Origin of the sequence: Salipiger pentaromativorans (assembly GCF_024721115.1) — a bacterium.
Taxonomy (GTDB): domain Bacteria; phylum Pseudomonadota; class Alphaproteobacteria; order Rhodobacterales; family Rhodobacteraceae; genus Salipiger; species Salipiger pentaromativorans.
On record NZ_JAMDHK010000005.1, the window covers coordinates 280,014 to 292,167 of the forward strand.

General features: G+C 65.6%; 12 protein-coding genes. 3 read left to right on the plus strand and 9 right to left on the minus strand.

Features of this window, described 5'->3' with window-relative positions; genetic code table 11:
* On the minus strand, positions 1-1,050 hold the full coding sequence (locus M4578_RS11185) for an ABC transporter substrate-binding protein (RefSeq protein WP_258093500.1): 1,050 nt from the start codon (positions 1,048-1,050) through the stop codon (positions 1-3).
* Between the two features lie 287 nt (positions 1,051-1,337).
* Here M4578_RS11185 and M4578_RS11190 point away from each other — a divergent pair, with 287 nt between their 5' ends.
* The 3 genes from M4578_RS11190 (at position 1,338) to M4578_RS11200 (ending at position 4,062) form a co-directional block, all read left to right on the plus strand.
* Positions 1,338-2,198 carry an IclR family transcriptional regulator gene (locus tag M4578_RS11190; RefSeq protein ID WP_258093501.1) on the plus strand — a complete coding sequence of 287 codons (861 nt, stop codon included), beginning with the start codon at positions 1,338-1,340 and terminating at the stop codon, positions 2,196-2,198.
* Positions 2,199-2,266: 68 nt separating this feature from the next.
* Positions 2,267-2,908, plus strand: a complete 642-nt coding sequence (locus M4578_RS11195; protein WP_258093502.1) for a ThuA domain-containing protein — start codon at positions 2,267-2,269, stop codon at positions 2,906-2,908.
* Positions 2,909-2,928: 20 nt separating this feature from the next.
* Positions 2,929-4,062 (plus strand): MFS transporter, encoded by a 1,134-nt coding sequence (locus tag M4578_RS11200; protein WP_258093503.1) that lies wholly within the window; start codon positions 2,929-2,931, stop codon positions 4,060-4,062.
* Positions 4,063-4,092: 30 nt separating this feature from the next.
* Here the strand turns inward: M4578_RS11200 and M4578_RS11205 are convergent, their stop codons facing one another.
* The 8 genes from M4578_RS11205 to M4578_RS11240 form a co-directional block, all read right to left on the minus strand.
* Positions 4,093-4,446, minus strand: coding sequence for a hypothetical protein (locus M4578_RS11205; RefSeq protein ID WP_258093504.1), 354 nt, complete (start codon positions 4,444-4,446; stop codon positions 4,093-4,095).
* Positions 4,443-5,111: a hypothetical protein gene (locus tag M4578_RS11210; RefSeq protein WP_258093505.1), complete on the minus strand. Its 669-nt coding sequence runs from the start codon at positions 5,109-5,111 to the stop codon at positions 4,443-4,445. Before M4578_RS11210 ends, M4578_RS11205 begins: the two co-directional genes overlap by 4 nt.
* Positions 5,112-5,277: 166 nt before the next feature.
* Positions 5,278-6,186, minus strand: a complete 909-nt coding sequence (locus tag M4578_RS11215; protein ID WP_258093506.1) for a hypothetical protein — start codon at positions 6,184-6,186, stop codon at positions 5,278-5,280.
* Positions 6,187-6,323: 137 nt separating this feature from the next.
* Positions 6,324-8,558, minus strand: a complete 2,235-nt coding sequence (locus M4578_RS11220; RefSeq protein WP_258093507.1) for an ATP-binding response regulator — start codon at positions 8,556-8,558, stop codon at positions 6,324-6,326.
* On the minus strand, positions 8,555-9,712 hold the full coding sequence (locus M4578_RS11225; protein ID WP_258093508.1) for an FIST N-terminal domain-containing protein: 1,158 nt from the start codon (positions 9,710-9,712) through the stop codon (positions 8,555-8,557). The genes M4578_RS11220 and M4578_RS11225 overlap by 4 nt, the downstream gene beginning before the upstream one ends.
* 3 nt (positions 9,713-9,715) lie before the next feature.
* Positions 9,716-10,441, minus strand: a complete 726-nt coding sequence (locus tag M4578_RS11230) for a LuxR C-terminal-related transcriptional regulator (RefSeq protein ID WP_258093509.1) — start codon at positions 10,439-10,441, stop codon at positions 9,716-9,718.
* Between the two features lie 119 nt (positions 10,442-10,560).
* The gene (gfa, locus tag M4578_RS11235; RefSeq protein WP_258093510.1) at positions 10,561-11,187 is read right to left on the minus strand and encodes an S-(hydroxymethyl)glutathione synthase; all 627 of its coding nucleotides are present in this window, start codon (positions 11,185-11,187) and stop codon (positions 10,561-10,563) included.
* Positions 11,188-11,404: 217 nt separating this feature from the next.
* Positions 11,405-12,085, minus strand: coding sequence for a DUF58 domain-containing protein (locus tag M4578_RS11240; protein ID WP_258093511.1), 681 nt, complete (start codon positions 12,083-12,085; stop codon positions 11,405-11,407).
* Between the last annotated feature and the right edge of the window lie 69 nt (positions 12,086-12,154).

Consider the following 12,154-nt stretch of genomic DNA (forward strand, 5'->3'; position numbering starts at 1 on the left):
TTATTCGGTCATCATGTTTTCGTAGAGCTCGCGCACGTGGTCGTTGTTCTCGACCCACCAGCCGATGTTCTGCACGATCAGGTCGTTCAGGTAATCGGGATGGGTGGGCAGCCGCTTGGCGACATCGTCGGGAATGAGGCCGGTGTCGAAGGCGGCGGGGATCACCGGGCCGTAGCTGATGTATTCGGTCAGCTTCGCCTGGCTTTCGGGATTGGCCATCTCGGCGATCAGCTTCATCGCCAGATCCTTGTTCGGGGCGCCTTTGGGCACGCCGAGGCAGTCGGTGGCCAGAATGCCCTGATTGAAGGTGAAATCGACCGGGCCGCCATCGTCCATGGCGCTCTGGAACCGGCCGTTCCAGCCGGTGGACATGTCGACCTCGCCGTCGCGCATGAGCTGGGCATGCTGGGCGCCCGACGACCACCAGACGGAAATGTCGTCCTTCAGCGCGAAAATCTTGGCCAGCGCGCGGTCGAGCCCCTCTTCGGTGGACATCACGTCATAGAGCTCTTCCGGCGCGACGCCATCGGCCAGCAGCGCCACCTCGATCTGGGTTTCGGGGTTGCCGCGCAGCGCGCGGCGGCCGGGGAACGCCTCGGTGTCCCAGAAATCCGCCCAGCTCGAGGGCGCCTTCGCGGCATAGGTTTCGGTGTTCCAGGCCATGACGGTGGCGTAGCCGTAGACGCCGACGCAATAGTCGGTCGCGGTGCCGGGCATGAACTGAGACTTGTCCACGATGGAATAGTCGATGGGCTCCAGGATGCCCTCCATGCCGCCGAGCGTGCCTTCGTAATCGGCGAGGAAAACGATGTCGCTGTAGACCGAGCCCGAGCCGACCTGCAGACGCACCGCCGGCAGCCCCTCGTCGGCGGTTTCGCTGCGCACCTCGATGCCGAGTTTCTCGCCCGCGGGCCCCCAGAGAACGGCGTTGCCACCCTCGTAGACCGAGCCGCCGGGCGACAGCACGTTCACCACACCTTCGGCATGCAGCGCCCCGGCGCCAAGCGAGACCAGCAGCGGCAGGCTGGTGGCGATGGTTGTTTTCTTCATTTTTGGTTTTCCCTGTTGGTTCGTATATATCAACGTTTGTTTCTTTTTTATGTATGCATCGCCTGTTGATGTCAATCCAAAGCTAACCTTTGAGTTTCAATACCTTACACGTGAACGCATCCATATCTTGCAGGAGAGGCACATGATTCCCCAGCCAGAACAGGGTTCGAACTTCGCCGGTCGGGGGCCGTCTGCGGCATATTTCCGGCCTGCGCGCTTAGAATAACGCAAAAAACGTTCCGAAATATAAGCTGGATGGTGGAAATTCGGCGCCCAACCGCGTATCTGTGCTGACATCTGCACATATACTCAACAAATGTTTCCTGGATACGAGGGCCGAGCGCATGAAAGAGACCACATCGTCCGAACGTGGCAAATCTGGACATATCCAGAGTCTCGCCAAGGGCCTCACCATCCTGGACGAGATCATCGCCGCGCCCGCCCCGGTCAAGCTCGCGCATATCATCAAGGCGCTGGAGATGGACAAGGCTTCGGCCTTTCGCTTCCTTCAAACACTTGAAAATATGGGATTTATCAGGAAGGATGCGGACACCAAGGAATATGAGCCCGGCGGGCGGCTCTATTACTGGGCGTCGCAACTGCGGAACAAGACCCGCATCATCGACACATTCCACGGGCATCTGGAGCGGCTGGCCGCGATGACGCAGCAAACGGCGCATCTGGGGCTTCTGCTCAACGACCGGGTGCTGCTGGCGGATTTCGCGACTTCGAACTCCATCGTTGCGATTCAACACACCATCGGCGGCATCGAGCCGTTGCACAGCTCTGCGGCGGCCAAGGCGATCCTGGCGCATCTTCCGGTGGAGCTTCAGGATCAACTTATTGAAAAAATTGAGTTTACCAAACATACGCCCCGCACGATCGAAAATGAAACCGATCTGCGCATGGATCTGAACATGACCCGCGAGCGCGGCTATGCCGTCGATGCCGGAGAATCATATGGCGGGCTCTACTGCGTCGCCCGCCCGGTTTTCGACGAGAACGGGCTGCCCTTCGCCTCCATCGGCATTTCCACGATCTCGGCACTCGTTGGCTCCGACAGTGAGAAATTCCACAACATTGTCAAAGCAATAGAGTCCGTCTCGGCAGAGATCACCGAAGAGATCCGTGCCCAGAGCAGGATCTGAAAGGCTTGACCTCGGCTGGCATCTGACATTTGTTCGCCATGAAACAACAAATGTTGACGGAGATTCGCATGAAGTCCTGCCTTATCGTGTCCGGCGGTTACGAGCCGCACCGCCCTCATGACGCCGCCGCCATCGTCGCGGGCGAGCTCGAGCAGCAGGGCTTCTCCGTCACGCTCAGCGACACGCTGTCGGCCTATGACGATCTCGACCTCGGATCCTACGATCTGATCGTGCCGAACTGGACCATCGGCGAGATGAGCGTGCCCACCGCCAAGCGCCTCTGGGCGGCGGTCGAGGCGGGCACGGGTCTGGGCGGGTTCCATGGCGGCATGGCCGACGCGTTCCGCAATTCCGACCGCTTCCGCTTTATCGTCGGCGGCTCCTACGCGGCGGAGCCGGGCGGCGTGACCGATTACCGCGTCAACATCACCCGGCCCGACGATCCGGTGATGCAGGGGCTTTCGGATTTCGACTACCGTTCGGAACAGTATTTCCTGCATGTGGACCCCTCGGTCGAGGTACTGGCCACCACCACCTATGACGGGTCGGTCTATGACTGGCTCGACGGTGCGGTGATGCCCGTGGTCTGGAAGAAGCGCTTCGGCAAGGGGCGGGTGTTCTTCTCGGCGCTCGGCCATGTGCCCGAGGAATTCGACGTGCCCGAGATGCGGACGCTGCTGATCCGTGGCCTCGTCTGGGCCGCGCGCTGAGGCGCCCCCGGATCACAGACATGCCCATCGTCCTTTACGTTCTGGCCCTGCTGACCTTCTGCACGGGCACCGCCGAGTTCGGCATTGTGGGGATCATCCCCTCTGTCTCGGCCGAATTCGGCGTGCCGCTGCCGGTCAGCGGCCTGCTGATCACCGCCTATGCGCTGGCGATGATCGCCGGTGCCATCGGCGTCAACCTGATCGCCACGGGGCACTCGCCCCGGCGGGCAATCCTGGCGGCGACCGCGCTGTTCGCTGTCGCCAATCTCGGCATTTCCATCGTGCCGAATTTCGCCACGCTGCTCGGGCTGCGCACGCTGTCGGGCCTGTCGCAAGGCGCGATCTACGGGCTGTCGACCGCCGCCGCGTCAAGCATCGTCGCCAGCCACCTGTCGACGCGCGCGGTGGCGCTGGTCTATGTCGGCCCGACGCTGGCGATGATCGCGGGGGTGCCGCTGAGTTCGGTACTGGCGACCATGGACAACTGGCGCGGGCCGTTTCTGGTGATCGGCATTGCCGCGCTTGGCTGCGCTCTGGCGCTGGTCCGCACCCTGCCCGAGCTTGGATCGCTGCGCATCCTGCATCTGTCGGCGATGGCCGGCCTGCTGCGCGAGGCACGCCTGCGGCTGATCTACGGCATGACGATCCTCGGTTTCGGCGGCTCGATGGTCGCCTATGCCTTCCTCCCCGCCACGCTGGAGGAGGTCGGCGGCGCCAGCGCGGCGAGGCTGGGGCTTTCGCTGTCGGTCTTCGGCATCGGGGCCTTTGCCGGGAATCTGCTGGCCGGATGGGCGGGCGACCGCTTCGGGATACGCGCCACCATGCTGGCCGTGCTGGCCGTGCTTGGTGTCTCGCTTGCCGGCATGCTGATGATCGCGGCGCAGGGGCCGCTGGCCTTCGCCGTGCTCTTCGTGTGGGGCGCGATGGCCTTCTCGCTTCCACCGCTGCTACAGAATGCGGCCATCGGCATCGCCCGGGAAAGCGGCTCGGAAACGGCGGGCGCCGGCCTGAACATCGCGGCTTTCAACGTCGGGATCGGGACGGCGGGGCTGGCCGGCGGGCTGCTGGTCGCCGTCGGAGACCTGACGACACCTCTGCTGGCGGCGACCATTGCGGTGCTCGCGGCAATCCCGGTGGCGACACGGTTGCGCTGAGCGGCAGAGGGCACGAGCCGGGAAGGTGGGTCAGAAGAAGCAGACGACCTCGGCCTCGGCCTGCGCGCGGCGCAGATCGGCGACCAGATGATTGGCGGCGGCGGCGCTGTTGAACACCGCCATGCGTTCGCCGCCGGTCAGCCGCATGGACAGCACCGTCTCGGCATCGACATAGGCCGCATAGGGCAGGATCGCCGCGATCTCGTCGATCGAGCAGGCGCATTGCCGCAGCGCCTGCCGGGTCTGCCCGTTCGAGGCCATGCAGGCAAAGACGTAATCCGCCCGCGCCTCGGTGGGGTAGTCGTTCAGCCGCTCGGCCACGCTCTGCGCCCAGCCCGGCAGCGGGAGGCAGAGCGTCAGCAGTGCCAGCGCCGCGCGGGTCATTGCCCGGCAACCGCGTCGAACCGCAGCTCCGACCGGTAGCCGCCGGCGCTGCCCTGCGCGTCCGGCGCCTCGGCGACAAGCGCCAGATACCAGCCCGGCACCGCGTCGGACATCACCACCCGCAGCTCCAGATCGCCAAAGCCCTTCATCCGCGCCCGGTTCGGATCGTCGGCGAACGGGCGCAGCGTGACCGTCCGGGTCATGACCGTCCGGCCATCGAAGACGACCTCGCCCTCTTCGATCTCGGCCGGGCGCACCAGCGCCTCCTTGACGCGGTTGCGGATGTAGAAGGGCGATCCGCCCGAGGACTCTGCCATGTCGCGGATCACGCTTTCATAGAAATACATGATCATCGGGTTACCGACGCTGGCGGGAAAGCTGCCGAGATTGCGGTGCTTGCCGTCCTGAAGAAATTGCAGATTGGCGAGAACCGCCTCGCCCTCGGCGAAGGACAGCACGATCTCGCCGGTGTCGCGCTCGGCGGTCTCGGGGTTCGCGCGGTTGGTCACGGCGCGGGTGTAATGCAGCGCCGCATCGCGGTTCACCTCGTCCAGCGTTCCCTGCCGGAAAAGCAGGTCATAGGTCTGGGCCGCCTCGCCGGTCGCCGCCGTCACCGGCAGCGCGAGCCAGGCCACCGCCGCCACGAGGGCCAGTGTCTTGCGCATGGTTCGAATCCTCCCTGACGCCAGCCTAATCCCCCTGACCCGCCTGTCATTGCCGACTTTTGTCTGTGCCCGGCCGCGGCCGGGCGGTGGTGCCCGCCTCACCCGCTTCAGGAGCGGCGGACCCCGCGGTCGCTACCCGTTTCACGATCTTGGCTGGGCACAACGCTCAATCCGGCGCAAAGCCGGAGCCGGTCCATCGGATGACATCGGTTCGGCCGCCATGGCTGACGACGCGAACCCCCGGGAGCGCACCCTCCACGATCCCGCCCAAAGAGTTCTGACCTGTGAGCGTATGCACTAGGGCACCGTTGCGATGCATGTAGATGTGGAACTCGCAGACCTGCGCCCCGCAGCTCAACGGGCGCCGCATCCACAGTTCCGGGCCCTCGCAGGTGACAAAGGATTCATCGACGATCACATCCGCCACGCCATCCCGATCGAGATCCGCCTGTATCACGCCGGCGCCGTCCATACTGCCGCCCCGGCCCTGACAGGCATCCTCCAGCACCGTATCGACAACGCCGTCGACGTCAAAAAGCGCACCGACAGCCGGGCAGATCTCCATCGCCTGCGCAATCGCCCGGGACGAGCCCTTCAGCTCTCCAGCATAGCTGTAGGCATCGCTCCCCTCCTGAAAATCGAACGCAAACCGGCTGCCCGACCGCATCGCCTGAAGATATCTTGACGCGTTCGCCCCGCTCAGCCGCGCCGCAAAGACATCTTCGCTCCCCTCGACCTGAGTGAAATCGAGCGGCCCGATCCGCCGTCCATCGACGACAAGCGTCGCGGCACGCAGACCGCTGATGGCCAGCGACGGCGTGACTACGTAAAGCCCGAGCGGCGCCGCGGCCTGACAGCCCGCAAAAAAGCAGTATTGCCCCACAAACCGGTCCGACTGACAAAGATACGCTCCTCGGAGCCCTCTCGTCGCCTGCCCCTCGACCGCCACCTGCCAGCGCCCAGCCTCGGCCATCTGAGGCGGCGGCGACTGTACCGCGGACTGTGCCGAGACCCCTTCCGTTTCAAGGAGCAACGCAATCATCAGAGCGACCATCGGGAGAAGGAGATTTTTCATGCCCGCAACATGGCAGAATGCCCGATTTTGACAAGGGGAACATGCGCTTGGCGGAAACGTTTCGCAACCATCCTCAACCTGTCCTGTGCGCGCCGAGAGTCGTGCCGCCGCGTGGCAAGGCCCCCGGAACGCTCTGGTCAGAACGTCGCCTCCTCCGGCGCCTGCCAGCGGATCTTCCATTCGATGAGCGGGCGCAACCGCGACAGTTGCACCGGTTTGGTCAGCACCGAGAACCCCTCCTCCGCGCCCTTCTTCAGCAGCGCGTTGCTGCGGTCGGCGGTGATCATGATCGCCGGAACATGCACCCCCGTCATGTCGCGCACCGCCTGGATCGCCCGGTCGCCCGTCTCGCCATCGTCGAGCTGATAATCGGCCAGGACGATGTCCGGCGCGATCCCGATATCCCGCAGATGGTCCAGCGCCTCGCCGGCGGAGCGCGCCGCCAGCACGCTTGCGCCCCATTGCTCGAGCTTGCTGGTGAAGGCGTAAAGCACATCGGGATCGTTCTCGATGACCAGCACGATGTAATCCATGTCGTACTCGGCGCTGGGGGTCTGGCTGCACCCTTCCTGCGCATCGGCCGGCCGCCCCGAAACCGCTTCCATCTCGATGGAAAACACCGAGCCGACGCCCGGCTTCGACCGCACCCGCACCTTGTGCCCGAGATGCCGGCAGGTCCGGTCGACCACCGAAAGCCCCAGCCCGACGCCCGAGCCCAACGGCACATTGTCGGCGCGGGCGAACTCTTCGAAAATCCGTTTCTGATCCTTGCGGGAAATGCCGATCCCGGTATCCCAGACCTGAAACGCCACCCGGTCGCCCTGCCGCCGGCAGCCGGCCAGAACCCGGCCACCCGGTTCCGTATACTGGATCGCGTTCACCACGAGATTCTGGATCGAGCGCAGCAGATAGACCGGGTCCGAGCGCACGAAGACCATGCAGGGCACCATGTCGAGCCGCACGCCCTTGCGCTGTGCCAGCGGCATCTGGTCCTCCCAGACGCTGCGCATCAACGTGCCGAGGCAGACCTCGGTGGCGGTCAGCGCCTGATCGGCGCTTTCCAGCCGCGAAATATCGAGCAGCGAATGCAAAAGCTGCTCGATGGAGGAAAACGAGCCCTCCAGCCGCTCCACCGTCGGGGCAAAGCGGGTCTCGGCGACGGAATCCATCAGCGTGGCGATCAACAGCTTCGCGGCGTTGATCGGTTGCAGCAGATCGTGGCTCGCGGCGGCCAGGAACCGCGTCTTGGAAGACACCGCCGCCTCGGCCCGTTCCTTGGCCAGCCGCAGCTCCTCTTCCACCCGCGCCTTTTCCTCGTATTGCTCGGTGAGCCGCTGGTTTGCGCGGGTCAGCTCGGCGGTACGCTCGGCAACACGGTTCTCCAGCATCTCGGTGGCGCGGGTTTCCAGCGTCACGTCCTTGAGCTCGAGCAGCACGCCGCCATCGGGCAACCGGTGCGCGTGCAGGTCGAGCATCCGCCCGGTGGCATGGCGCACCCGTTTGCGCAGCCGGCCCTGCCGCTCCAGCCGGTCCAGCCAATAGCCGATCTCGAAATCCACCGCTTCGGCGATCAGCGCGTGCTGGGCGACGAAATCCAGAAGCCGCTGCAAATCGGTGCCCTTCTGAAGCATCGTGTAGGGCAGGCCCAGCAATTGCCGGAACTGCTGGTTGTACATCATCACCGCGCCCGAGGGCGAAAAGGTGCAGACGCCAGAGGTCATGTTCTCGAAGACCGCCTGCAGGTAATCCGCCTGCCGGTCGATCAGCGTTTCCTTTTCCGACCGGTTGCGCCGCACGATGAGGGTGATCTCGGTCAGCAGCAGCACCATGTTCTCGGCGCTCGTGCGTTGCAGGTTGATCTGATACCAGCGGTCCCCCGCCAGCTCGATCACCAGCGACACCACCGAGGCCCCGACACGGCCACGCCGCGCATGGGCCAGCGCGGTGTCGAAACTGCCCTCGACGGTGACCAGATGGCGGCTTTCGGCCATGGCGGCAAAACAGTCATCGACCGGCAGGCCGGGCCGCAAGCGCCCGGAAATATCCGGCAGCAGCATCTGGAAGATGTCGTTGCAGACTTCGAGCCGCCCCGCGGTGAACAACGCCACCCCGCCATCCATCGCCGAAAGCGCATCGGCGAGGTTCTTGCGCATCCGCTCGCTGTCGTCGCGGGCGTGGCGCAGCGCGTCGGTGGTGCGCTCCAGATCGCGGGTCTTGGCCCAGACCTGCGCCTGAAGCGCGATGGCCGACTGGAACGCACCATAGGCCGAGCTGCCCACCTCGTGCTGCCGGTTGGCGCGGCGCATCAGCGCGTCGATGATCCTGGCCTGGCGCGCGACCTGAATGTCGAGCGGCTCGTCGGGGTCGATCATGCGAAATCGCGCCTCCCCGGTTCGAAAAAGGCGACGCCCACGAAGGTCTGGTTCACATGCACGCCGCAATGCTGCTCGCCATAGGTGTTGAAGCCGAACACCCGGCGTTCGCGAAAGATCTCGCTCACCGGGGCCGAGAGCTGTTTCTGCTCGATCTCCAACTTGCGCAGCACGCAATCGAAGCCCAGCACGAAATCCGGCGCCGCGTCTCTCGGACCCTTCACATCCAGCTCGGCCTCGAGCGTTTCCAGGATCTCCTTGCCCCGGCCCAACGTCAGGATCAGCCCGTCGTCGATGGCGCCAAGGAAGGACAGCGCATGCGCGCCGGGCGCGTCATGGATTGCGCGCACATGGTAATTCATGTTCTGCCGCACCAGCATCGGGTTCTCGGCAAAGATCTCGGGCGAGAGATGTTCGACCGGGCAGCCGACAATACGGGCGTATTCCAGCGCGGCAGGGGCGCCGTTGATCTCCAGCACCAGCCGCTCCTCGGGGATGGCGTCGGTGACGACCATCTGCTGTTCGGTGGGCAGGAAGTGATCGAACCCCAGCCCGCGAAACTCCAGATCGGTCTCCAGCATCAGAAGCAGCGCCGCATTGCTGTGGAACCGCCCGTTCTGCAACACGAAGGTTTCCTCGAAGGCAAGGTTGTCCCCCGCCGAGCCGCCGAAGACCGGCACCTCGCCCAGCGCCGCCTCGAGCGTGGCAACCAGCAGATCCTCCTGTTTCGACAAGCCGTCCGCCAGGATCAGCGCCAGCCGGTTCCAGCCCGCCGTGCGCTGGAACCGCGCCGCGTGGCTGCGGGCCTCGGCGGCGATGCTCTGGATCGACAGCGGTTTCAGCGGCGCGATCAGCATCGAGGCGCAGCGGAAATGTTCGCGCGGGAAGGCCAGCAGCAGCAGCGCCTCGGTCTCGTAGCCCAGCGGCGTGATCGTGCCGGCGGTCGTGCAGCCGAAGACGGGCACGCCACCCGCGCCCTCGTCCAGCGCCCGCGCCACGATGTCGAGGTTCAGCCCCTCGGGCACGAAGGCCAGCACGAAACAGGTTTCGGGCAGGTCGATGGCACGCAACACCTCCTCGACCGCAGCCCGCGCCTCGGTCTCACGGGAAACGGCGATGTTCACATAATGCGGCGGCTGCCGGTCCGGGCCCATCCGTCAGTGGCTCAGAAACGCCTGGGCGTCGGCCTCGCCGGCGCCGATGGCGGTGGCGGGCTGCGACCCCTCGACCAGAACCGCCGCCTGGGTCCGGTTCTTGACCCCCAGCCGGCGGAGCAGCGCCGTGATATGCGCCTTGACCGTCGCCTCGGCCAGCGACATCTCGTAGGCGATCTGCTTGTTGGGCTTGCCGGCGCAGATCAGCTTCATGATGCGCTGCTGCTGCGGCGTCAGCTCGGCCAGCTTCGGATGGAGCGCTTCGAGCGGCGCAGCCCCTGCCCCGGCGCCGGCCACGCTCTGATAGCCGGAATGGACGTATTTGCGCCCCGCGCCGATCTCTTCCAGCGCCTGGCGCAGCACCTGGGCCGAGGCGTCCTTGGGCAGAAAGCCGGCGGCCCCCTCCTCCATCAGCGCCCGCACCACCTGCACCGAGGTCAGCGAGGAGATCACCAGAATCGGCGCATCGGGCAGCACCGCCCGCAACCGCTGGAACCCCGAGATCCCCGAGACATCCGGCAGTTTCAGATCGAACATCACCAGATCGGGGGCGAAGCCGCCGTCGAGCAGCGTCAGCGCCGCCCCCAGCGTCTGGGCCTTTTCCATCCGGCAATCGGGGAACACCAGTTGCAGCGCGGCGGCCAGCGCATCGCTGTAAAGCGGATGGTCATCCACGATCACAACGGATCGGATGGCGCCCGCAGGCGGCGCCTCGTGCGTGTCTTTCATTGAACAATCCTCCCACCGGGAGGTTAGCGTATGACATTTCATTCGCGCAACGGTCGAGTTGCGGCCCGGCATCCCCGGCGAATGCGCGCCGGGGCCGGACCGGGTTTCAGCCTGACGCCTCAGTTCAGCGCGCCGCTTTGCTTGGCGACATGGGTCGCGATCGCATCCATCAGCGGCGGCGACAGGCAATCATAGGGCTCGAGCCCCAGTTCCTTCAGCCGGCCACGGATCGCCTCCATACGCGACGGATCGACCCCGGATTCGATGATCGACGAAACGAAGGCGGCAAATTCCGCCGGCGACCAGCCCGATTGCGGCGACAGTTCCGTATGCACGAAATCGAGCCCGTAGAACGGATGCCCGGTGTTTTCGATGCGGCCATACATATGCACGCCGCAGCCCTTGCAGGCATGACGCTGGATCGCCGCCGACGGATCGACGATCTCGAGCTTGTCCGCATTCTCCTTCACACCCACCTTGTCGCGGGCGACCACGGCGATCTGGCTGAAGATCGCCCCGTCGGGCTTCCAGCATTTGGTACAGCCGCAGACATGGTTATGCGCGGTCTGCGCCTCGACCACGACCACCACCGGATCGCTGGCGCAGTTGCATTTCAGTGTGCCTCCGGAAAACCCGGGCGTCGCGGGCTTCACGCCAGTATCGACCGACGGATGAATTTTCACGTAGCTGTATGTCGGAGCGGCGCTGCCCCCCTCACCGCCAAAGAGCTTGTCGAGAATTCCCATATTTTGTTATCTCCTCCCAGCGGGGCACCGCCTCCATACGGCACCCTCGGCAAAAGGGTGCGCCCTGCCCGGGATTCTGGCAATTCAACCATTCGTATCGGCCCGAGGCACGATTCCGAGACGGGTGAGACGCGGATCTCTGCGAAAGATCGGGCGGAAAACGCCCAAATCTTCCGTTGAAAAGCAAAGCCTTACAGGAAACATCGCGCTCCGGACGTCACCGATGCGCCGGATCGGACGATCCGCCCCACGGCGCGCGAGAAAGATCCGGCGGGAACAGCGCGCCCAGCCGCCAGACCGTCGCCTCCGGAGGCAGGCTCGCGTCGATTGACAGCAGCGGCTGGCCGACAACGCCGGGCTCCGCCCCCGCGCCATCGGTGACATGCAGCAGCCGCAGCGGATGCGCGCGTGCCAGCCCGTCCAGCCGGTCGGCAAGCCCGCCGCCCGGCGTCTCGAACCCGGAGGCGATGACCAGCGCGCTGCCCGGTGCCGCCAGCCCTCTGAGTGGCGCCAGCGCCCGATCGAGGGGCGGATCGTCCAGCCGGCCGGCCAGCGCATGGGCCGCCGCGGCCTCATGCGCACGGACCAGCCCGCGGATCACCGCGACCATGCCCCCGGGCGGCACCCGCACCGGTTCGCCCGCCGCCAGCGCCAGCAGCCCGACACCGCCGCCCGCCTCGGCCACGCGCCAGCCGATCAGCGCCAGCGCCTCGGCAGCGGCCACCGACCGGAAGGCCCGGATCAGCCCCCGCAGCATCGACGGTCGAAAATCCGCCACCAGCACACAATCGCCGCCACAGGCCGGGAGAGCGGCGGGACCGGCCAGAGCCGTGGCACGCAGCGCGATCAACTCGTCGGCCCGGAGACCCGCGCCGGGAACATCCAGCGCGGCGGTCACGTGAGATCGGCTCCGGAGCGAAGGCCGAAACAGACCCGTCCCGGGTCTCGGACTGCGGTGTGCAGAGCC